Genomic DNA, 22027 nt, shown 5'->3' with positions numbered 1-22027 from the left:
AGACTCTTGGTCCACTCCGCAGCGAAACGCCATTTGGCAGACTTCGAGCTCGGCTTTTTGGCGCAAATTCCCGCGAACGATTCGACGCCGAGGTGGTATCAACCTTTGAATGGATCATTCGCGATCACGCGGGAAAAGTCTTGTCGCATGGTGAGGGATATCCGAGTGGTTTCGATGCGGCGGTGGTGGAATTTGCAACCGACAAAATAAAGCTCCGAGTACTCCGCTTCCGCGGAGAGTATAGAGCAGACATTACAAGTAGAAATTCAGATAAATGGGACGACGTAGATTTCGCCTTACAAACCCTAGCCCCTGAACATCAACCCTCAACATGGACCAATCTTCGCGAACTTTCGCGACTGATTCAGAGAAATTGGACAACTCTTGAGAAAGTAGCTGTTCACAGTTGATTGAGCCTTACGCTACCTGCTTTACAATCAATAGGTAGCCACCAAAATCTAAGCTGTTTCAAATGATTCAAGCGATTCAATAAGAAGAATCCGCGGAGCATCATGCAACTGGCACTTTTCATCATCTTTGGTCTGCTCGCCGTCGCCGGAGCCATCAACTTCCTGCTGCAGCGGCACCCCATCAACTCGGCCCTCTCGCTCGTCGTCGTCATGATGTCGCTGGCAGTCCTTTACTGGTCGCTCGGGGCTGAGTTCCTCGCCGCCGCCCAGGTCATCGTCTACTCCGGCGCCATCATGGTCCTCTTCGTCTTCGTCGTCATGCTCCTGAACGCGGGCGAAGAAGAGCGCACCCACGGCAGCCGAGCCGCCTACATCGCTGGCTTCCCCGGAGCGGCCGCCATCTTCTGCCTGCTCAGCTTCGTCTTCCTCACCAACGGCAAGACCTTCGGCTCAACGGACATCACCAGCCACCTCACGCACGCTGTCAATAACATCACGGAGATCAGCAGCGTTCTCTTCCGCGACCTCCTGCTCCCCTTCGAGGCCACCAGCATCCTCATCCTCGTCGCTATCCTCGGAGCCGTCGTGCTCGCACGAAAGGAGCAATAGTGCATATCGACATGAAGCACTTCCTGCCCATCTTTATTGCGTTGATCGCGGCCTTCATCTGTATCCTTGCGGCCCGGAAGCAGAGGAGAGATATCTAGCCATGACCGTGCCTATCTCTTACTACCTGGTTCTTGCTGCCGTACTCTTCTCCATCGGCGTCGCCAGCTTCCTCATCAAGCGCAACATCATCACCATCTTCATGTCCATTGAGCTTATGCTCAACGCCGTCAACCTAACCTTCGTCGCCTTCGCGCACATGCGGCACCAGATCACCGGACAGATCTTCGTCTTCTTTGTCATGGTCGTCGCCGCAGCCGAGGCAGCCGTCGGCCTGGCCATCATCATCGCCATCTTCCGCACCCGCCAGACCCTCAACGTCGACCAGGTCAACCTGCTCAAGAACTAAGGACTAAAGGACACGAGACTCGAGATGCCCGCCTCTTATCTATGGCTGATTCCGCTGCTTCCCTTCGCGGGATTCCTCATCAACGGAACCCTGGGCCGCCGCCTGCCGCGCCCGCTCGTCTCCGCCGTCGCGCTCATCCCGACCTTCGCCTCCGCCTGCCTCTGGGTCTGGCTCTGGTTCTCGATGAAGGCCGCAGGAGCGCCTGAGTCCATCCACTCCACCCTCACCCTCTTCGGCAACCCCTGGATCCAGATCTCCGGCTTCCACGCCGACTTCACCTTCACCGTCGACCACCTCACGCTCATCATGCTGGGCGTCGTCACCTGCGTCGGCTTTCTCATCCATCTCTACTCGGTCGGATACATGGCGCACGAAGAGGGCTACTGGCGCTTCTTCGCCTACCTGAACCTCTTCATGTTCTTCATGCTGGTTCTGGTCCTTTCCGCCAACTTCCTCCTCCTCTTCGTCGGATGGGAGGGCGTCGGCCTCGCCTCCTACCTGCTCATCGGCTTCTACTTCAAGAAGGACTCCGCCGCCAACGCCGGCAAAAAGGCCTTCATCGTCAACCGCATCGGCGACTTCGGCTTCCTCCTCGCGATGTTCCTCCTCATCGCGCACTTCGGTTCGCTCGACTTCACCACCGTCTTCACCGCCGTTGCCGCCGACCCCACAACCTGCGGCATCTATACCGCGATCACCCTCCTCCTCGTCCTCGGAGCCACCGGCAAATCCGCGCAGATCCCGCTCTACGTCTGGCTACCGGACGCCATGGAAGGCCCCACTCCGGTCTCGGCTCTCATCCACGCCGCCACCATGGTCACGGCAGGCATCTACATGGTCGCCCGCTGCCACGTCCTCTTCGACCACTGCCCGCTGGCCCTCGGCGTCGTTGCAGTCATCGGAGCCGCCACCGCCATCTTCGCCGCGTGCATCGGTATGGTGCAGCACGACATCAAGCGCGTCCTCGCCTACTCCACCGTCTCTCAGCTCGGCTACATGTTCCTCGCCTGCGGAGTCGGAGCCTATACCGCCGGCATCTTCCACCTCCTCACCCACGCCTTCTTCAAGGCGCTCCTCTTCCTCGCCGCCGGTTCCGTCATCCACGCCCTCTCCGGAGAGCAGGACATGCGCAAAATGGGCGGCCTCCGCAAACGCATTCCCATCACCTTCTGGATCATGACGATGGGCGTCTTCGCCATCGCCGGAATCCCCCCACTCGCAGGATTCTTCTCAAAAGACGAGATACTCTTCCAGGCCTTCACCAGCCCCAACCCACTCGGAAAGCTCCTCTGGCTCGTCGGACTCATCACCGCCGGCATGACCTCCTTCTATATGTTCCGGCTCTGGTTCAAGACCTTCTTCGGTGAAGAGCGCTTCGAAGAACACCACGATGCCGCCCACGGCGACCACGGCCACGGCGTCCACGAGTCCCCGTTGGTCATGACGCTCCCCCTTATGGTCCTCGCCCTCCTCTCCATCATCGGAGGCTGGGTAGGCGTCCCGCACGCACTCGGCGGCCACGACGAGATCGGAGAATTTCTCGCCCCCGTCTTCTCCAATGGCGCCGCAGCAGCCGAAACCGTCTCCCACGGCCTCGAACTCGGCCTCGCCGCCGTCTCCGTTCTTGTAGCGCTCCTTGGCCTCTTCATCGCCTACGTCCTCTATTACAAGAAGCCCCTCACCGCCGCCAGCTACGCCGCGAAGTTCCCTGCCCTCTACCGCCTCGTCGAAAACAAGTTCTACATCGATGAGATCTACCAGGCGCTCATCGTTACGCCGCTGCTCATGTTCTCGCGACTCATCCTCGGTACGCTCTTCGACGGCGGCGTCGTCAACGGCTCCGGCTACGCAGCAGGAGCATCCGCTCGCGGCCTCGGCTCACTGGCCCGCCGCATTCAGTCCGGCAACATCCGCTCCTACGCCGGTTGGCTCGCACTCGGGGCCGCCGCCGTCATTGCCGTCATGATCTTCGGCCGTTCCATCTGGCTGCACTAATTTTGACTGTCATCCCGCAGGGATCTGCTTTTTTGCAATAAAGGGTACTGATGAACATCGACCACAACATCCTGACGATCATCACCTTCACCCCGCTCGCCGGGGCCATCGTCCTCGCACTGTTGCCCGACCGCGACAAGCTCCAGCAGTGGGCTGCCCTCGCTGTCACCCTGCTGACCTTCCTCTTTACGCTTCATCTTCCCTTCCACTATCACCCACGCATCGCCATGGATGAGTGCATCCTTGGCCAACCCTACCATCCACACGCCATTGGCTACCTCTTCGAGCAGAACCTCTCCTGGATCACCTCTCCCGCTATCCGATACCACGTAGGCGTCGATGGCCTCTCCATGTGGTTCGTCGTCCTCACCGGACTCCTTGCTCCCTTGGGCGTCCTTATCTCCTGGCGCGCCATCGACAACCGCCGCCGCCTCTTCTACGTTCTCTTCCTGCTCCAGCAGGTCGCGATGCTCGGCATCTTCGTCTCGCTCGACCTCTTCCTCTACTACGCCTTCTGGGAGCTCTCCCTCGTCCCCATGGCGCTGTTGATCGCCACCTTCGGCCGCACCGAGAACCGCCGCCGCGCCGCCATCAAGTTCTTCCTCTACACGTTTATCCCGTCAGCAATGCTGCTGGTCGCGATGCTCTGGCTCTACACCCGCACCGGCACTTTCGACTACCCGCAACTGGCCGCTCTCGCCGCCACGCACAACATCTCGGGCAATACCACCGCGCTCTGGCTCGCCTCGCTGGCCTTCCTCGCTGCCTTCGCCGTCAAGGTTCCCGTCTTCCCTCTGCACGGATGGCTCGCCGACGCCGTCTCCGAAGCTCCCACCGCAGCGGTCATGGTCATCGCCGGAAAGCTCGGCCTCTATTCCATCCTGCGATTCTCCTTCGGCATCTTCCCCGGACAGTCGCACCGCATCGCCCCGCTCATGCTCGCACTAGGAGCCATCGGCATCGTCTACGGCGCGCTGCTCGCCCTCGTCCAGAAGGACCTCAAGCGCCTCGCTGCCTTTGGAACCCTCGGCCACGTCTCTGTCGTCGTCCTCGGCATCTTCGCCTTTACCGTCTCCGGCATCGACGGCGGCATCTACCAGACCCTCAACGAAAGCATCGGCGGGGCAGCCCTTTTCATGCTCCTCGGCCTGCTCTACGAGCGTTACCGCACCTACGACATGCGCGAGTACGGCGGACTAGCCGCTAACCTCCCCTGGATCGTGACGATGTTCGTGCTCACAGCGCTCTCCGTCACCGGCCTGCCCATGCTCAACGGCTTCGTCGGCGAGTTCCTCGTCTTCTCCGGAACCATGCAGTCCACCATCGCGCACCACATCGGCTGGACCACGCTCGCAACCACCGGAGTCATCCTCACCGCCTCCTACATGCTCTGGATGATCCAGAAGGTCTTCTACGGCGAGCTCGGCCCGCGCTCCGAAACCATCACCGCGCCAGACCTCAACGCCCGTGAACATCTGGCACTCTGGCCGCTCATCGCGCTCTTTCTCTTTATGGGCATCGCTTCTCCGGTCTTCATGAAGGCCATCAATACCGCCGGAACTCGAATCGCCGAGACGGTCAATCATACTCAGGGTGCCACGGTAAACTTCGAGGCTGCATCCTCACACCCCGATCACACCAACATGACGACAGCACCCTCAGCGACGAAAGGAGCACAGTAGATGTCTCCCAACGTCCTCGCTCTTCTGCCCGAATACATCCTCACCATCACCGGCGTCCTCGTCATGCTGGCCGACCCGCTCTTTTCAGCCGAAAAGGCGCGTAAACCTCTCGGCTGGCTCGCCATTCTCGGAACCGTCGCGGCTGGCTTTGCAAGCTGGTATCAGCTCGGCTTCGGAACCGTGCATGCCTTCTACGGCACCATCCAGGTCGACGCCTTCTCTGTCTTTTTCCACCTGCTGATCGCAGCCGTCGCACTGGTTACGCTCCTCAGCTCGCTCGACTACTTTGAGGGCCATGCTAACGTCGCCGGCGAGTACTTCGCCCTTGTTCTCTTCGGCGCCACCGGCATGATGCTCATGACCTGCTCCGTCGAACTGCTGATGGTCTTCGTGGGCCTCGAAATCTCGTCGATCGCCACCTATATTCTGGCCGGCTTCCGCAAGGGTCAGGCCCCTACCAGCGAAGCCTCGATCAAGTACTTCCTGCTCGGCTCCTTCGCCACCGCCTTCTTCCTCTACGGCATCGCGCTGGCCTTCGGAGCCACCGGTTCCACGCGCATCGACGCCATCGCGCAGGGACTCGCCGCCACAGCCACCCCAACACTCGCCTTTCTCTCGCTCGCACTCATCATCATCGGCATCGGCTTCAAAGTCTCCGCCGCTCCCTTCCAGGTCTGGACCCCCGACGTTTATCAGGGCGCTCCCGCTCCCGTCGTCGGACTCATGTCGACCGCTCCCAAGGCCGCCGCCTTCGCCGTCCTCCTGCGCATCCTCTTCTCCGGCTTCCCAACCTACGAGCACCGCTGGGCTGCACTCATCTGGATCATCGCCGCGCTCTCCATGTTCGTCGGCAACCTCGGCGCACTCATGCAGCGTGACGTCAAGCGCATGCTGGCCTACTCGTCCATCGCGCACGCCGGCTACCTGCTCGTCGCCTACACGGCGTTCCCCGCCGACGGCATCGCCTCGGCCTGCTTCTACACCGCGGCCTACTCCGCGATGAACGTCGGGGCCTTCACCGTCATCACCCAGATCGGCGGCTACGACGAGCGCGCCCGTACCATCGACGACTACACCGGCCTCGCCCTCAAGCGCCCCGTCCTCGCCGCGACGCTCGGCTTCTTCCTGCTCTCGCTCATCGGAATCCCCTTCACCGGAGGCTTCTTCGGCAAGTTCTACGTCTTCTCGGCAGCGCTCCACTCGGGCAACGTCTGGCTCGCCGTCATCGGCCTCCTCAACAGCGGCATCGCCTGCTTCTACTACCTCCGCCTGCTTGCCGCTCTCTACACTCGCCCTGCGCACGACTCCGTGCACGTCAGCCTCACGCCCGTCTCCATCCCCGTGGCTATCGCCCTCACCTTCACCGCAGTCGCCACCCTGCTGCTGGGTATAGCACCCAATCGAATCCTCGACCTGGCACACCGCAGCGCAGATGCCGCCATTCACAGCATCGATACTCCCCAGCCGCGAACTGAGGTCATCTATAGCATTCGGTAACTGAGTGGCAGATTTTATCTGCACTCACGGGAATCATGCGATACCCAGTTGCGGATTGTCTTTTCCTCAAGCGACAAAAGTCATAGAGTTCTGCTTGCTGACCGCTATAGCCTGTGGTTGCACATTGCTATAACAGCCTACGGTCGACCGAAGATGGCAGCAGCCAACAGAACCATGGAAAACATCGCACCCATAGTGGGACAACGCCCGAATGTCGATCGCCTTGCGATCGAAAGGCACAGCCAGAGGCTTGCAATAGCATTCATCGCAAGCGGCCTATTCTTCATGGTGCTTCCTGGAACGTTTCTAGGCGTCTGGAAGCTAATCGACATCTCCAAAGAACACACCCTGACTCGCTTGGATCCAGCGTGGCTCCAGGCCCACGGACAGGCGCAGATATTTGGGTGGATTGGCTCCTTCATCATCGGTATAGGCTTCTACTCTTTGACGAAGATGCAGTCCACAACCCGGTTCCCCGTTCTAGCGGGATGGGCAGCATGGGCCCTTTGGACATCGGGAATTACGTGCCGATGGGTTGGAGGCGCAACCGGCTGGCATTGGAGGGTCTTGCTTCCACTCTCTGCCGCGATGGAACTTGTTGCGTTCTATCTCTTCGGGCGCTCACTGCGGCAAGGGCGGACACACGGCAAGAACAAACCCAAGGAGATTTGGCTAAAGTCGGTTATCGCGTCGACATTCGCCTTTTTGGCAGTACTTATCGTCAATTTCATCACTTTGCTCCAACTTGCACTTGCGGCAGATTCGCCGGCTTTACCGCATTTGCTTGATCAACAAATGGTGGTGCTCGCCCTGTGGGGCATTCTCGTTCCAACAATATTCGCCTTCAATGCTCGATGGTTATCCATCTTCATTGGGATGCGGCAGACCAGCGGAGTCCCGCTTTTTGCAGCGTATAGCTGCATTGTTGTGGCTCTCACGGCTCTCTTTTTGCGATGGCAGGCCATATCAGCCGTAGCGTTTCTGTTTGCGGCGCTGCTGGCAATCGAAGCGCTACACGTTTGGAGACCCGCGGTTCAACCCGCAAAGCTGCTGCATGTCCATCCCACATTCCCACTCTTTGTGCGTATTGCTTACGTCTGGCTTCTGCTCTCATGCATTCTGGACCTACTGGCAGTTCCATACGATCATTCAGGGGGGATATGGGGTTCCAGCCGTCATGCGCTCACAGTAGGCTTTGTTGCAGGTATGGTCTTTGCGATTGGGCAGCGGGTTCTTCCTGCATTCTGCGGAATGCGAGCCCTGTGGAGCACACAGGTGATGTTCTGGTCTCTGCTGTTGCTAAATCTTGGATGTGCGCTGCGGGTAACCGCTGAACCATTAGCTTATGAGAATAATTGGGGTTTCGCCTGGAGAGTCCTGCCTTTTTCAGCGCTCATCGAGTTGACATCTGTCACACTGTTTGCGCTGAATCTTGTTGTGACTCTCTTCATTCCACCAGCGCACGTTCAACGCCCAAATTCATCGACTGCGGTTTCATGACGCCCGAGATTTTGCAAAAATTGGAGGTAGAAAAAAGGCCCTCGCCGAAGCGAGGGCCTTTCCAACAACCAACGAGCTTACGCCTGCACCTTCAGGAAGATGATAACGAAGGTGAATAGCGCCAGCGACTCGATGAACGCCAGACCGAGAATCAGGAAGATGAAGATTCCGGGGCGAGCGCCGGGGTTGCGAGCAAGAGCCTCGGTGGCCGAAGCAGTCGCCTTACCCTGACCCAGACCGCAGAGACCGGCTGCAAGGGCCATGCCCAGGCCAGCAGCCAGAGGAACCCACTGCGAAGCGGGCGAGTACTGCGTTGCACCCTGCGCAAAAGCCGGCGTTGCGAGCAGCATCGCGGCCAACGACATAAACAGATACTGAAGCTTCTTCATTGCGTTACTCCATCTCCCGTCAGATACGCCGCCAGTGGGTGGTTGATGCTCACCGTGCTGGCACCCTCACGCTCGCGGCGTTGTTGCTACGGCAGAGAGGGAGTCCCTCCACCGCAAACTCAAACTTGTAGAACCAGCGTCTAGATCGCAACAATTGCGGTTCGCCTTAACGCCTTTGCTTCTAGGTAGCCCAAGGCTTTAGCCTTGGGTCTCTCCGGACGCCCCTAAATCGGGGCTTTAGCCCTTGGGGTATTAATGATCGTGCGCCACTGCCAGTGACAGATAGATCGCTGCCAGCAGGAAGAACACATACGCCTGAATGACCGCCACGCCAAGGTGCAGTCCCAAAAAGACCAGCGGAATGCCGATCGGCACCAGCGAGAAGAACGCCAGCGTCAGCAGGTCGCCCGCAAACATGTTCGCGTAAAGTCGAACCGTGAGCGAAAGCACACGCGCGCAGTGCGAGATGATCTCGATCGGAAACAACAGCGGATACAGCCACCACACCGGCCCCAGGAACTGCTTGATGTAACCAACGCCGTTCGAGCGCACACCGTGGTAGTGGTAGTAAAGGAACGTGACCAGAGCAAATCCCAGCGGGACCACTACATCAGCGGTCGGCGACTCCAGCCCCGGAACCAGACCCATCAGGTTACTCAGCAGAATGAACAGGAACAGCGCCGTCAGGTAGCTGGTAAAGCGCTCCGAGCCATGCCCGATGATCTGCTCGCCCTGGTCGGCGACGAACGAGTTCGTCATCTCCGCCACATGCTGGAAACCACCCGGCTTCTCCACGCTCAGGGTGAAGCGCACGACGAGGAAGTATGCGATCAAGATCAGGAAGACCAGCAACTCCATCGCAAAGGCATTTGTTATCGGAGCCTGCGGATACTTCGGATGCACATGAACGGCCTCGAGCAGCGCCGCGACAGGCGCGGCGAAGTGGGCGTTCAGAAACTTGGTGAACAAAAGCTGATTGGGCATAAATGGTTCAGAGTGAACGCTTTCAGAGTCTTTACACAGTCCACGCTTTGACCAGCCTCAGACCCTCCACCGTGAGTGCGAACACCCCCAGGGCAAGCCCGGCTGCAAGCGCATAGACAGAACCGTTCAGTACCTTAAGGCTAACATAAAGCAGCGCTACCGTCGCGGCCAGACGTATAAAGAATCCCAACAGCACCATCGCCATGGGCCGCGCCGCGCCGCCCTGGTCCATCCGGGCCATCACGGCCGTCATCAGCCGCAGCCACTCCCACAGCCCCGAGGCGGAGATCGCTGCGCCGACCGCCAGCAGCGCCGCCGACTGCCACCCCAGCTTCCACCACAGTAACAGCGCCCCGACCACCGAGATCACCGCCAGCAGCCGCAGCGCCCGCAGAATCGTCTGCCGGAAGTCCGCATCCGAAAATGTCTCCAAAGCTCTCACTTACTCACACCCGCCCCGCACTCAATCGCCCCTCTTCAAATACCGCGAAGCCGTCATGAATATCTGCACAAAGCCTCCGATCGCGCCCAGCACAATTCCCGCAATCCCCATCCACGACTGATGGAAGTGTCGGTCCAGCCACGCCCCGATCAGCCAGCCGATCACGCATCCCGCAGGCAGCGCAATGGCAAGCTGAATCATCGACTCAGCCTTCACCAGCTCACCCAGCGCGTTCTTCTTCTCTCCGTCAGCCATGGCGAACACCATTACATCACGATTTGCGCAGTGTTTTCTGCGGCCCTATCCGAACCGCGTCATCTCGACCGGAGCACAGCGAAGTGGAGAGATCCGTTTCTCTGCCAGTACCACCGCGCCATCGCCGCTATACTGAACAACGACCATCATTCCAAAGGAAGTACCGTGCACTTCGACTCCGAATTCGAGCAGAAGCTCTACCAGCAGCGCCAGGACAAGCTCAAAGAAATCGAGGCCCTCGGCCACGCGACCTATCCCAACTCTTTCACCTCCAGCGCCGCCGGGTGGACTGAGTTCGAAGGCGCGCTCATCCCCTGGCTCAAAAGGCAGTACGACTCCCCCGAGTCCCCCGTTACCGGCGAGCAGCTCGAAGCCGACCGCAAACAGGTCGCCATCGCCGGACGCATCATGGCCATCCGCCTCCAGGGCAAGGCCGGATTCGCTCAGCTCCAGCAGGGCGGTCAGCGCCTCCAGATCTACGTCCGCAAAGACGACGTCGGCGAGAACGCCTTCGCCCTCTACAAGCTCCTCGACCTCGGCGACCACGTCGGCGTCCGCGGCTACCTTATGCGCACCCGCACCGGCGAGCTCACTGTCCACGTCGCCTCCACACCCGAGCAGACTGGCATCACCTTCCTAGCCAAGGCCATGCTGGCCCTGCCCGATAAGTACCACGGCCTCGAGGACACCGAACTCCGCTACCGCCAGCGCTACGTCGACCTCTTCATGAACACCGGCCACAGCCCCAAGGCCGACAAGCCCGCACCAACCTCGACCACACCCAATGCTTCCACACCCACTGAAAGTGTCATCCTGAGCGAAGGCGGCGTAGCCGCCGCAGTCGAAGGATCTGCGGTTAGCCATGCGGTTGTAGCTGCCGAGAACGACGCCCCCCGCAACGTCCGCGAGGTCTTCGTCAAGCGGGCCGCCGTCCTCCGCGCCCTCCGCAAGTTCTTCGACACCCGCGGCTACCTCGAAGTCGAGACCCCGATGATGCAGCAGATCGCTGGTGGAGCCGCCGCGCGCCCCTTCATCACCCACCACAACGAGCTCGACATCGACCTCTTCCTCCGCATCGCGCCTGAGCTCTACCTCAAGCGCCTCGTCGTCGGCGGCCTCGACCGCGTCTACGAGATCAACCGCAACTTCCGCAACGAAGGCGTCAGCACCCGGCACAACCCCGAGTTCACCATGCTCGAGTTCTACCAGGCCTACGCCAACTACCACGACCTGATGAACCTCACCGAAGAGCTCATCAAGTTCGTAGCCATGGAAGTCAACGGCTCCCTCATCACCCACTTCAACGGCAACGAGATCAACCTCGGCAACTGGACGAAACTCTCCATGCGTGAGGCCATCATCAAGTTCTGGCCAGATGAGCTAAGGACGAAACCAACGCTGAACTCTTTTGAATCATTTGGTGCATTCAAATCCCTTCTTGCTTCAGCAGATAAAGAACAAGTACTCGATGCAGTGGGACGGACTGAAGCGTTCTTTTATAACGAAGCTGGGCTAGCTTTCGGTGCTGCGCTTAAAGCGGCAGTCAGCAAACTACCTGCTGACGAATCTTATCCAGGTCACGCAATCGCTGCTCTTTTCGAGAGCCTCGCCGAACCCCACCTGATCCAGCCCACCATCATCTACGACTTCCCTCTCGCCGTCTCGCCACTCTCCAAGATCAAGCCCGAAGAGCCCGACTGGGTCGAGCGCTTCGAGTTCTACATCGGCGGCTTCGAGGTCGGCAACGCCTTCTCCGAGCTCAACGACCCCATCGACCAGGACAACCGCTTCCAGCAGCAGATCGAGCAGAAAGAGCGCGGCGACGAAGAAGCCATGTCCGCCGTAGACGACGACTACGTGCGCGCCCTCGGCTACGGCCTTCCACCCACCGCAGGCGAAGGCATCGGCATCGACCGCCTCACCATGCTGCTCACCAACTCCAGCTCCATCCGCGACGTCATCCTCTTCCCCCTCATGCGCCCGCGGCAGAAGACCGTCGAGCAGGTTGCCCAGAAGGAAGAACAGCCCCACGGAGAGTCCGCCGAGTAACTTCACCGGTCGGTCTCTGTTGAGGTTGAGCAGTTTCAGAAAGTTGTCATTTCGACCGGAGCATCTCACAGCCTCATCGTGAGATGCGGAGTGGAGAAGTCTGCTTTCTCTACCAAGACCTTCCGTGGCGCAAACAGCAGATTCCTCCACTCCGCGACTAAAGTCGCTCCGGTCGGAATGACAACAAAATAGGCCAGGTACCGGGTACCCCACATCTTGATCTGAATGTGGGATGGTTCGCGCGACGCGCGAACCCGCTTCCAGGTAGCCCAATGCCTTAGCATTGGGTCTCTTTGTGTACCAGAAAGAAAGGGGCTTCAGCCCCTGCGGTATGCCCCTACTTCCCCTTCTTCAACCGCTTCACCACCCCAGCCAGCGAGTGCTCGTTCATCGCCTCCACCGCGTCCTCGCGCACCCTCTTCATCAGCCCCGCCACGGCCTTGTCCTCGACCGTCAGCCAGTTCCCCGCAGTCGCTGCAAAGATGTCTCCCAGGCCGATCTGCTTTGGCGGAAGCTTCAGCTTTGCCCCGCCGTGCGGTCCCTTGCGCTGCACGATCAACCCTGCCTTATGCAGCAGCAGGAACGAACGGCGCACCATCACCGCGCTCTCCTTCAGCGTCTCGGCGATCGACGCCGACGTGTGCATCGTCTCCGGCTCGTTCGCCAGGACAGCCAACACCCGCACGCTCAACTGAAACCTCCCGCTCTGCGCCATGCACAAAAGCTACCACACAAACCCGCGCCGTCCACGGCCGCCTTCCGTGACCATGTAAACTTTCAAGGTGAATATTCTCTTCGTCGGCGACATCTTCGGCTCCGCCGGCCGCCACATCATACGCGAGCACCTCCCGCACGTCATCGAAACCAACTCCGTCGACCTCCTCGTCATCAACGGCGAAAACGCCGCGGGAGGCTTCGGCATCACGCCGTCGCTCGCCGAAGAGATCTTCGACATGGGCGCGCACGTCATCACCACCGGGAACCACATCTGGGACAAGCGTGAGATCTTCGAGTACATGACCGTCCCCGCCGACTCGCACGAGCGCAACCGCCGCGTCCTCCGCCCCGCAAACTACGCCGTCGGCACGCCCGGGTTTGGCGTCTACCAGGGCGAACTCCCCAGCGGCCAGCAGTACGCCGTCATGAATCTCCAGGGGCGCGTCTTCATGTCCTCCTGCGACGACCCCTTCCGCAAGGCCGACGAGCTACTGAGCAAGATCACCGCGAAGGTCATCCTGCTCGACATTCATGCCGAGACCACCAGTGAGAAGGTCGCTCTCGGCTGGTATCTCGACGGCCGTGTCACCGCCGTCATGGGGACGCACACCCACATCCCCACCGCCGACGCCCGCGTTCTGCCCGGAGGCACGGCCTACATCACCGACGTCGGCATGTCCGGGCCGTATGACTCCGTCATCGGAGTCGAGACGGAACTGGTTCTCAACCGGTTCCTCACCGGTATGCCGGGTAAGTTCGAGGCTGCCAAAGGTAATCCGAAGATGTGCGCCTCACTCATCGGCTGTGACGGTGCCACAGGCCGCGCCTACTCTGTCCAGCACCTCATGTTGGGAGAATAGGCTAAATCCTGTCAAGAGGGAGAGGCATATAACGCTTTTAGTATTAGCAACTTACATTTGCCGATTTATCCCACTCCATCAGGTATTCTTTAAATAGGCCATTCTTTAAATGCCTTATAAAACCTGCTGAACAGAAGCTCCCGTACTTTGGTTATGAACGTGCGCTCGGGGTCCACCGATAAACCTAATCGGTTGAAGATTTTGCGTAAAAAGTATGGGGGGAGCGAATGCGAAGAGGCAGCCCGAAGGCTGCCTCTTTACTGGGCTTCTGAATAGATCTACCGCTTGCGTGCAGGACGACGCGCCGGGCTCGGCTTAACCGGGGCCTTCTTCGGCTCGACGACCGCGCCATCACTCATCGTGATCATGATGGGGTTCGGGGTAAACGAAGCGTAGGTTCCGGTTACCGTCGCCTTCGCGCCAACCGCCGGAGGAGTCTTCAGCGGTGCCGTGAGGTTGAAGGTAAAGTCCGCCGTCTTCGACTGAACAGCGTCGTCTGACACAGCAACCTGCAGCGCGGTATCGGTCACCGCGACTACCGTTGCATCCGGGAACTGGACCGACTTGCCCTTGATCGTGTCCCAGACCTTAGCTGCATCGTCAGGAGAACCGTTCTGCAGGATGAACTCCTTGTCGGAGACAGCCAGTGTGGCCAGATCGGGCGTGCTCGCAATCACCTGTTTCACAATGTCGGCAGGCTTGGGAGCAGGAACGATCGAGAAACCAGCCGGAGGATTCAGGCTCTGCTGAGAGGCGGTTGCCACTGCATCGAAGCCATCGTCGGCGCCGTGATACTTCTTGTAGCAATACTTCGCCAGAGGCATCATCTGGGACTTGTAAGGCTCTGGAGCGAAAGAAGCGGCGCGCGCAGCATACCAGGTGCAGTTGACGAGATCCGGCGGCGTCGACTGGTAATAAGCCTGGGCGAGCGTGTAGGTGTCCTGTAGCAAGGGACCAGGTGTCTTGGTCTGGTCTGCCGGGACGCTTCCAAGAGACTCCTTCAACTGGGTGACTGCCGTCGCAGCATCCTTCTTATTCAACGCCGCTGTAGCAATTGCGCGATGGAAGACGGGCGTTGCCGCATTCTTTACCGTGTCGAAGTCAGCCTGAGTCATCGCGGCTGGCTTGGCGGCTGCAAGCCCCTTCTGGCCGTATTCGGCAGCCTTGTCGAGCGCGGTCTGTTTCGCCGCGGGATCCTGTACCTGCTCCGCATTCTGAAGCCGGAAGTATGTCTCAAATGTGAGGGCGCGGATGTTAGCCGGCTCGACCTGCAACAGACGGTCAGCGGCGTCGAGGGTCTTCGCAGGATCGAACGCGCTGTAAGCGAGCATCAGGCGCTGCAACACGTCGTCCTTGACCTGCGACTGCGGATAGGTCGTCAGAAACTGCTCAAGCGCGGGGGCCTGTGTCTGCGGCGTGCTCTGTCCGATAGCCGCGGTGTACGCATTGTATTCAGCGGGTGCAAGCTGCACGCCGCCACCTGTTTGCTGCGCATTGGATCCCAGGTTCACCTGAGTTTGTGCAACCGCAACACGCGCACCTATTGCTGTGCTAGCGACCGCCAGGAGAGACGCAACTACCACCTTCTTCATTCCACGCTCCTCAGTTAAATCTCTCTTCTTGAACTCTGCCTTCCGGTGAATCCGGGGTCAGAAAGATGTATCACATCATAGTTGCGCCATTCAGCAGCTCTTTTCGCAACACCTGCACCCTGAGGCGAGCGATTGAACTGCATAACGAAGGGCTCCATGGCATGATGATGCGGATTATATGAACCTCGTTGCTCTTGTGGCAAGCATGCAATGACTTGCGGCAATTTCGCGCCGGATATCGACGTAAAATCGAGTCTGTAAATTCACCAGAGCCGTGCTGGGCTTCAGTGATGCTGAATTGCCTCCCAATCTGTGCTGTGGCTTGCCGCGTTTTCGTTGATTCCAGGGATGATACCGCTTATCATACCCATTCGTAGTATTACTGCCTGCTTATCCACAATCTGTAGTGTTGTTCCCGTTGATTCCAGCCCCGGACGCGGCTACAGTTAGGTCAGTCTTAATGACCGTGCCTCCCTCCCTGGAGCGCCGCACGGTTGAGAGGTGTGAACTTGCTCAAGCTCAAGAAAGTCCAGATTCTCGGATTCAAGTCCTTCTGCGACCGCACAGAGGTCCAGCTCAGCGGCGAAGGCATCGCAGCCATCGTCGGCCCCAACGGCTGCGGCAAGTCGAACATCTCCGACGCTATCACCTGGGTACTCGGTGAGCAGTCGGCCAAGAGCCTGCGTGGCGTAAAGATGGAGGACGTCATCTTTGCCGGCACACGCGACCGCAAGCCAACCGGCATGGCTGAGGTCTCCTTGACCCTCGTCGACCCGGAGGTTTACGACGGCGCCGCACTCTCTCCCGAAGGTCCCGAAGTTGTCATTGCCGATGAGCACCCCGCCGAGCATGCCAGCGTCACCGACTGGGACGAAGCCCAGCTTCGCCGTCTGCGTGCCGAAGAGACCGAAGATGCCGTCGCCGAGGCGCAGCCGGGCACGGTAATCGAAGGTGAAGCTCCTGCGGCCGAAGCTAGCGCCACAACTGGCGTAACTGCCGAGGGAGAGGCTGTTCCCGGCAATGTGGTTTTGAAGATACGCCGTCGCAAGTTCAACCGTGCTCCCGTTCGCGCCGGTGAGCTTACGATCACGCGCCGCCTCTTCCGCTCCGGCGACTCGGAGTATCTGCTGAACGGCAAGATCTGCCGTCTGCGCGATATCCAGGACATCTTTATGGGGACCGGCCTTGGCGGCGAGTCCTACGCCATCATCGGGCAGGAGCGCATCGGGCAGTTGCTCAGCTCGAAGCCATTGGACCGCCGCAGCATCATTGAAGAGGCCGCTGGCATCACCCGCTTCAAGACAAAAAAGCGTCTGGCCGAGCTACGCCTCGAGGCCGCCAAGCAGAACCTTGCGCGCGTGAACGATATCTTTGAAGAGGTCACGCGCCAGATGGCCACCCTGAAGCGCCAGGCCGCCAAGGCCGAGCGTTACGGAGCACTGCGCGATGAGCTGCGGACACGGCTGCGCGTTGTACTCGCCAGCCGCATGACGCAGCTCGACAGCGACCAAGCCGCAACGGCCGAGAAGATCGCGTCGCTGGCGACCCAGATCGATGCGCAGGCCGCAAACATCGAGCAGATGGATGCGGAACACACCGAAGGCATCAATCGCGGATACGCTCTCGATCAGCACATCCGCGAGGCCGGGTCGCGGGCCAATCAGTCGGCCGTTGAGCTGGAGCGCATTGCTGCGCGTACGGCGTCGAACGCCGACCGTATCGCCGAGCTGACCGAGCGGCTTGCTTCGGGAGCGGACGAGCTGGCCCAGGCCCGCGAACAGCTTACCTCTCTTGCCGGTGAGCTCGAGCAACACCGCAGCTTCCTCGAGAATGCGACGTCCGAAGCAACAGGTTCGCGGGCAGCCGCGCAACAACAGCAACAACAGGCGCAGGAGGCGGTACGCGCTCTGCAGACAGCCGAGCAACAGGCGGAGCAGAACCGCCGCCAGACGCTCCAGCTTGTGCAGCGCGCCTCGCAGACGCGCAATGAGATGGCCCAGGCAGAAGCCTCACTCGCCGGGCTGGAGCAGGAATCGCAGCGGTTGGCCGGCGAGTCCGACATTGCGCGACAGGAGCTGGAGACGCTGGGCCTGCAGCGCGGACAGGTCAAGCTCACATTCGAGTCTGTCACTGAGCGCCTGAAGAGACTCGAAGCAGAGATTGCAGACCGCCGCCTACAGATTGACGCTCGCCGCAAAGAGGAGAACGAGAGTAAGCGTCGCGGCGACCAGTTGCGCGGCGAGGTCGCCACGCTCAACGGACGGCGCACTTCGCTCGAGGGTCTGATCCGCGACCACAGCTACTCGACCGAGACGGTTCGCAATATCTTCAAGTCAAGCGCCGCTGCAAAGACTGGAACGATGGCTCCGGTCGGTACGCTCGCCGATTTCCTTGAAGTTGACGGGAAGTATGAGAGCGTCGTCGACGAGTTCCTGCGCGACGAGCTGAACTACGTCGTCGTCAAGAGCTGGGACGCGGCCGACGCCGGGATGCACCTGCTTCAGACGGACGTGGCTGGACGGGCGACCTTCCTGGTCCATCCGAACGATGCACAGGCGAACTTCTCCTTTGCCGAAGGAATGACGAGCGAAGCCGTTTCCAATACCCAGAACATCGAGGGCGTTGTGGCGCTCCGCGACTGCGTGCGCGTGCTCGACGGCTTCGGAAAATCGCTGGAGGTGATTCTGCCCAAGCTGCGCGAAGGCTTTGTCGCCCCTGATTCGTACACGGCACGATCGCTCGCGCTCTCGAATCCTCACGCATTCTTCCTCTCGCCCACGGGAGAAACCTTCCACAATGTCACCGTCACCGGAGGACGCCCCCGCGCGCAGGGTCCGCTGGCGCTGAAGCGTGAACTGAGCGAGGTGCAGCAGAAGATCGATCAGGCTGAGCGGGAGCTTGCACAGACCGATATCGCTACCGCCGACCTGTCGCGCCAGATCAGCGAGTTGAACGCGGCAATCGAGAGCCAGACGATCGAGCGCCGCGATGCCGAGCGCGAGTCAGCAAACTCCGGTGCGGCCCTGCGGCAGATGGAGTCGGAGACGGCCCGCATCGAGCGCCGCCTGCAGGAGTGGTCGCTTGCAACGGAGCGTAACCGAGATGCGCGCAACCAGAAAACGGAGCTGATCGCCCGCAAACAGCAGGAGGCCGATACGCTCGAAGCAGAACGAGCAGGCCTGGAAGCTACGCTCGTTGAGTTGCAGGGCCATCTGGATGAGTTGCGCAGCCGCCGCGAGCAGCTTCAGCAAGCAGCGTCAGAGGCCTCCGCCTCGCTTGCCGGACTGGAGGAGCGTCGCCGCAATGCGCAGTCGAACTTCGACCAGACCAGCCGCCTCTATCAGGGACAAAGCCAGCGCATTCAGCAACTGGAACAGCAACTCACCTCATCAAGCGGCGAGAAGTTGCGCCGCGAAGAGGAGACCTCCACACTTGCCGTGCAGCATGGCGAACTGACCGAGGCACGCGCAACGGCAGTTGCCGAGGGAGCTCGCCTGACTGCGGAGGCGGCCGAACTCCGCACCGCGCTGACAACGCTGGATCAGCGCCTGCGCACGCTCCGTCACGAGACCGAGGCGCTGCGGGAGCAGCGTGCAGAACTCACTGCGCGCGCGGCAAAGCTTGCCTCCGACATCGAGCACATCGACGCGACCTGCCTCAACGACCTTGCGGTCGAGGCGATCACTCTGCGCGAGGACGAAACCATCGAGCGCATCGAAGGCGACGCCCTGCACAGCGAGGAGGAGGAGTCCCGCGCCCTCAAACAGAAGCTCGAGGCCATGGGGCCGGTCAACATGATGGCGCTCGAGGAGTACAACGAGACCAGCCAGCGTCACGGCTTCCTCGAGACACAACGCAAGGACCTACTCGACTCGATCGAGAATACGCAGGCCTCCATCAAGGAGATTGATGAGATATCACATCAGAAGTTCGATGAGGCCTTCAAGGTCATCAACGAGAACTTCTCGGTGACATTTACCAAGTTATTCGGCGGCGGCCAAGCCCTGATGAAGCTCACCGACGCCGAGAACTCAGCCGAAAGCGGAATCGACATCATTGCGTCGCCTCCGGGGAAGAAGCTACAGAACATCCTTCTGCTATCTGGTGGAGAAAAGGCGCTCACCGCTCTCTCCCTCCTGGTCGGCATCTTCCAGTTCCAGCCCGCGCCGTTCTGCATCCTCGACGAGGTCGACGCTCCGCTGGACGAGACCAACGTGGGCCGCTTCGCCAAGCTGATCGCGGACATGAGTGCCACGACGCAGTTTGTAGTCATTACGCACAGCAAGCGGACCATGGCCCAGGCGGACGTCATCTACGGCGTCACCATGCAGGAGCCAGGCGTATCGAAGATTGTCAGTGTCAATCTGAACCGTCGCGACGATTCGGCTGCACGGCGCGCTGTTGCTTGAAATCGAACAGGCCAGGGCAAAGATGCTCTGGGCTTCGCTCTCTGAGCTAAGCTAAGCAAGCATGTACTTCGGACCGACCATCGGATTGCTTCTCATCTTGACCGCCGCGATCCTGGCTCTCCGCTTCTTCTGGCAAAAAATACCGCTGCCGGCGGAACGGATCGTCCTGGGTTCAGCCGCAGTGGTCGTGGCAATCCGCCTGATCTTTGTGGCAACCCGCTGGCTGACGATGTCACCCCACATCGATACGCTCATATGCTGGGCCGCCGTTGTGGGATATGAGATGATCCTGGTTCGCTTTAGCTTGATGCGGCCGCGTTGGCTCACTTCGATCAGCGCGATGATCTTGTTGGTGCCCATCTTCGGGTCGACCTTTTTGTTTCCGCTTACGGGTATCTTTTACACCGGCCCCCCGGATATACGCTCCATTGGCAGCAACTACGTCGTGGAACGAACTCCCTGGGATGTAAGCGTGGCTGGCCATCCGGGTATCGACCTGGGAATCTTCTACCGTCCAACGCTTGTACCGTTCCTTCGACGCATGGTGCAGCGCAGTTCCTTCAGCGATGAACAGTGCGACTCAAAGGCCGCTACCGTAACTCTCGATCCATCCAAAAAACTGGTCTACGTCCATTGCCCAGCACATCGGGATGGGCATGATGCGATCGATCTAACCCTGCCACTATCTTAAGGCAGTCATTCCCAGCAGATCGAACGCTGAAGATGATACCGTCATTGAGTAATGCATAAAGCTCTCATTCAGACTGAACTAGGCCCTCTTACGCTCATGGCACGCGGTAAGGTCCGCGATATCTATTCGCTCAGCGACAAGGAACTCCTCTTCGTTGCCACAGATCGCATCTCTGCCTTCGACCACGTGCTTGGCACAGGCGTTCCCGACAAGGGACGAATTCTCACCCAGCTCTCTCTCTTCTGGTTTGACTTTCTGAAGGGCACCGTAAAAAACCACGTTCTGACGGCGGAGCCCGCTGAGTTCCCTGCACCGCTCCAGCCCTTCATCGACCAGCTTGCAGGCCGCAGTATGATCGTGCGCAGGGCCGAGATGTTTCCGGTGGAGTGTGTCGCACGGGCGTATGTCTCCGGTTCTGGATGGAAGGACTATCAGGCCACTGGAGCAATCTGCGGTATCAAGCTACCCACAGGTCTGCGCGAATCTGATCGCCTCCCAGAGCCGGTTTTCACTCCGGCTGCAAAGATCAACACTGGCGGGCACGACGAAAATATCTCCTTCGATACCGTCGTGAAGACGATTGGGGCAGAGTATGCCAATAAGCTTCGCGACCTGACGCTGGAGATATTCGACAGGGCTTCACGCCATGCCGAAAGCAGGGGTCTGATTCTCGCCGACACCAAGTTCGAGTTTGGCCTGATCGACGGAGAGATTGTGCTGGCCGACGAGGTACTTACGCCGGATTCCTCGCGCTATTGGCCAGCAGAGGGCTATGCGCCCGGAGGAGCGCAACCGTCGTTCGACAAGCAGTATGTTCGCGACTACCTTGAGTCTATCCGCTGGAATAAGCAGGCTCCCGCACCAGGCCTGCCCGATGACGTCGTTGGGCGCACCCGCGAAAAGTATCTTGAAGCCTACAGGCTGATTACCGGACGTTCAACCCTCTAAGTCACCCCATGACTGCATTCGACTGGCTGCTGCTCACTCCGCTTGTGTATTCCACCGTGCAGGCGTTTCTACGCGGACTGGTGAGGGAGTTGTTTTCCCTTGCAGGGCTGGTCACCGGAATCCTGGTAGCGGCATGGAACTATGGCCGTCTGGCACCATCCCTGGGGCGTCTCACCTCCAACTCCGGCGTAGCCGATGTCGTTGCCTTTCTGCTCATTGCTATTGGAATCATGGTTGCGGCCACTATCGCAGGGCGCCTGATTCACACCACAGCCCATGCCATTGGCCTCGGATTTTTCAACCGGATGGGCGGGGCGGCCTTTGGTTTCCTGCGCGGATGCCTGATCGGCGTCGCCATCCTAACGGCGATCAGTGCATTTCTACCGGGAACCGAGTGGGTTAAAAATTCCCGGCTGGCACCCTATTTCCTTGCCGGGGCACATGCGGTATCCTTCGTTGTACCTCACGACCTTGAGCAACTCATTCTGAACGGCACCGCGCAGATCAAGCACAACGCATCCGATTGGATCAAGCTGCATCATTAGGGTCACAATTGAGGAGAGTCGCACAAAAGACGACATGCAAGGAGTAA

18 protein-coding genes are annotated in these 22027 nt (G+C 59.7%); 12 read left to right on the top strand and 6 right to left on the bottom strand.

All coding sequences use genetic code 11. The annotated features are described in order from the left end of the window. Nucleotides 1-512 precede the first annotated feature (512 nt). From JSS95_04700 to JSS95_04675, 6 genes are all read left to right on the top strand, one after another. Nucleotides 513-1019 (top strand): NADH-quinone oxidoreductase subunit J, encoded by a 507-nt coding sequence (locus tag JSS95_04700; GenBank protein MBS1799106.1) that lies wholly within the window; start codon nucleotides 513-515, stop codon nucleotides 1017-1019. 106 nt (nucleotides 1020-1125) lie between these two features. Then, entirely contained in the window at nucleotides 1126-1425 is a 300-nt protein-coding gene (gene nuoK / locus JSS95_04695; GenBank protein ID MBS1799105.1) for an NADH-quinone oxidoreductase subunit NuoK, read from the top strand. A 24-nt stretch (nucleotides 1426-1449) separates the two neighbouring features. Beyond that, complete coding sequence (gene nuoL / locus JSS95_04690) at nucleotides 1450-3420, top strand: NADH-quinone oxidoreductase subunit L (protein MBS1799104.1); 1971 nt, start codon at nucleotides 1450-1452, stop codon at nucleotides 3418-3420. Between the two features lie 50 nt (nucleotides 3421-3470). Continuing rightward, nucleotides 3471-5102, top strand: a complete 1632-nt coding sequence (locus JSS95_04685; protein ID MBS1799103.1) for an NADH-quinone oxidoreductase subunit M — start codon at nucleotides 3471-3473, stop codon at nucleotides 5100-5102. Continuing rightward, nucleotides 5103-6599, top strand: coding sequence for an NADH-quinone oxidoreductase subunit N (locus tag JSS95_04680; GenBank protein ID MBS1799102.1), 1497 nt, complete (start codon nucleotides 5103-5105; stop codon nucleotides 6597-6599). Nucleotides 6600-6773: 174 nt separating this feature from the next. Beyond that, a complete protein-coding gene (locus JSS95_04675; GenBank protein MBS1799101.1) occupies nucleotides 6774-8099 on the top strand; it encodes an NnrS family protein in 1326 nt (441 codons plus the stop codon). A gap of 77 nt (nucleotides 8100-8176) precedes the next feature. On the opposite strand, the gene JSS95_04670 is transcribed toward JSS95_04675, so the two are convergent. From JSS95_04670 to JSS95_04655, 4 genes are all read right to left on the bottom strand, one after another. Then, a complete protein-coding gene (locus tag JSS95_04670) occupies nucleotides 8177-8488 on the bottom strand; it encodes an ATP synthase F0 subunit C (protein ID MBS1799100.1) in 312 nt (103 codons plus the stop codon). Nucleotides 8489-8740: 252 nt separating this feature from the next. Continuing rightward, nucleotides 8741-9472 (bottom strand): F0F1 ATP synthase subunit A, encoded by a 732-nt coding sequence (atpB, locus tag JSS95_04665; GenBank protein MBS1799099.1) that lies wholly within the window; start codon nucleotides 9470-9472, stop codon nucleotides 8741-8743. A 31-nt stretch (nucleotides 9473-9503) separates the two neighbouring features. Beyond that, nucleotides 9504-9914, bottom strand: a complete 411-nt coding sequence (locus tag JSS95_04660; protein MBS1799098.1) for a hypothetical protein — start codon at nucleotides 9912-9914, stop codon at nucleotides 9504-9506. Nucleotides 9915-9935: 21 nt separating this feature from the next. Continuing rightward, entirely contained in the window at nucleotides 9936-10169 is a 234-nt protein-coding gene (locus JSS95_04655) for an AtpZ/AtpI family protein (GenBank protein ID MBS1799097.1), read from the bottom strand. 165 nt (nucleotides 10170-10334) lie between these two features. Here JSS95_04655 and JSS95_04650 point away from each other — a divergent pair, with 165 nt between their 5' ends. Beyond that, nucleotides 10335-12218: a lysine--tRNA ligase gene (locus JSS95_04650; GenBank protein ID MBS1799096.1), complete on the top strand. Its 1884-nt coding sequence runs from the start codon at nucleotides 10335-10337 to the stop codon at nucleotides 12216-12218. Nucleotides 12219-12555: 337 nt separating this feature from the next. On the opposite strand, the gene JSS95_04645 is transcribed toward JSS95_04650, so the two are convergent. Further along, a complete protein-coding gene (locus tag JSS95_04645) occupies nucleotides 12556-12933 on the bottom strand; it encodes an Rrf2 family transcriptional regulator (protein MBS1799095.1) in 378 nt (125 codons plus the stop codon). A gap of 67 nt (nucleotides 12934-13000) precedes the next feature. Here JSS95_04645 and JSS95_04640 point away from each other — a divergent pair, with 67 nt between their 5' ends. Further along, entirely contained in the window at nucleotides 13001-13795 is a 795-nt protein-coding gene (locus JSS95_04640; GenBank protein ID MBS1799094.1) for a TIGR00282 family metallophosphoesterase, read from the top strand. A gap of 278 nt (nucleotides 13796-14073) precedes the next feature. On the opposite strand, the gene JSS95_04635 is transcribed toward JSS95_04640, so the two are convergent. After that, entirely contained in the window at nucleotides 14074-15387 is a 1314-nt protein-coding gene (locus JSS95_04635; protein MBS1799093.1) for a hypothetical protein, read from the bottom strand. A 509-nt stretch (nucleotides 15388-15896) separates the two neighbouring features. On the opposite strand from JSS95_04635, the gene smc reads away from it, so the two are divergent. The 4 genes from smc to JSS95_04615 all read left to right on the top strand — a co-directional run bounded on the left by smc (nucleotide 15897) and on the right by JSS95_04615 (nucleotide 21980). Continuing rightward, the gene (smc, locus tag JSS95_04630; GenBank protein MBS1799092.1) at nucleotides 15897-19796 is read left to right on the top strand and encodes a chromosome segregation protein SMC; all 3900 of its coding nucleotides are present in this window, start codon (nucleotides 15897-15899) and stop codon (nucleotides 19794-19796) included. Between the two features lie 97 nt (nucleotides 19797-19893). Then, entirely contained in the window at nucleotides 19894-20487 is a 594-nt protein-coding gene (locus JSS95_04625; GenBank protein MBS1799091.1) for a hypothetical protein, read from the top strand. 51 nt (nucleotides 20488-20538) lie between these two features. Next, a complete protein-coding gene (locus JSS95_04620) occupies nucleotides 20539-21435 on the top strand; it encodes a phosphoribosylaminoimidazolesuccinocarboxamide synthase (GenBank protein MBS1799090.1) in 897 nt (298 codons plus the stop codon). Nucleotides 21436-21443: 8 nt separating this feature from the next. Then, entirely contained in the window at nucleotides 21444-21980 is a 537-nt protein-coding gene (locus JSS95_04615; GenBank protein MBS1799089.1) for a CvpA family protein, read from the top strand. Nucleotides 21981-22027: the final 47 nt, after the last annotated feature.

The sequence above is a fragment of the Acidobacteriota bacterium genome, from assembly GCA_018268895.1.
Lineage (GTDB): Bacteria > Acidobacteriota > Terriglobia > Terriglobales > Acidobacteriaceae > Edaphobacter.
Note: the sequence above shows the minus strand (reverse complement) of the source record. Positions and strands in the feature narration are given on the sequence as shown.

What these genes read in the sequence shown, in the direction of transcription:
- JSS95_04700 (MBS1799106.1), top strand. Translation starts at nt 513, where the DNA reads ATGCAACTGGCACTTTTCATCATCTTTGGTCTGCTCGCCGTCGCCGGA.
- nuoL (MBS1799104.1), top strand. Translation starts at nt 1,450, where the DNA reads ATGCCCGCCTCTTATCTATGGCTGATTCCGCTGCTTCCCTTCGCGGGA.
- JSS95_04685 (MBS1799103.1), top strand. Translation starts at nt 3,471, where the DNA reads ATGAACATCGACCACAACATCCTGACGATCATCACCTTCACCCCGCTC.
- JSS95_04680 (MBS1799102.1), top strand. Translation starts at nt 5,103, where the DNA reads ATGTCTCCCAACGTCCTCGCTCTTCTGCCCGAATACATCCTCACCATC.
- JSS95_04675 (MBS1799101.1), top strand. Translation starts at nt 6,774, where the DNA reads ATGGAAAACATCGCACCCATAGTGGGACAACGCCCGAATGTCGATCGC.
- JSS95_04670 (MBS1799100.1), bottom strand. Translation starts at nt 8,488, where the DNA reads ATGAAGAAGCTTCAGTATCTGTTTATGTCGTTGGCCGCGATGCTGCTC.
- atpB (MBS1799099.1), bottom strand. Translation starts at nt 9,472, where the DNA reads ATGCCCAATCAGCTTTTGTTCACCAAGTTTCTGAACGCCCACTTCGCC.
- JSS95_04655 (MBS1799097.1), bottom strand. Translation starts at nt 10,169, where the DNA reads ATGGCTGACGGAGAGAAGAAGAACGCGCTGGGTGAGCTGGTGAAGGCT.
- JSS95_04645 (MBS1799095.1), bottom strand. Translation starts at nt 12,933, where the DNA reads ATGGCGCAGAGCGGGAGGTTTCAGTTGAGCGTGCGGGTGTTGGCTGTC.
- JSS95_04635 (MBS1799093.1), bottom strand. Translation starts at nt 15,387, where the DNA reads ATGAAGAAGGTGGTAGTTGCGTCTCTCCTGGCGGTCGCTAGCACAGCA.
- JSS95_04620 (MBS1799090.1), top strand. Translation starts at nt 20,539, where the DNA reads ATGCATAAAGCTCTCATTCAGACTGAACTAGGCCCTCTTACGCTCATG.
- JSS95_04615 (MBS1799089.1), top strand. Translation starts at nt 21,444, where the DNA reads ATGACTGCATTCGACTGGCTGCTGCTCACTCCGCTTGTGTATTCCACC.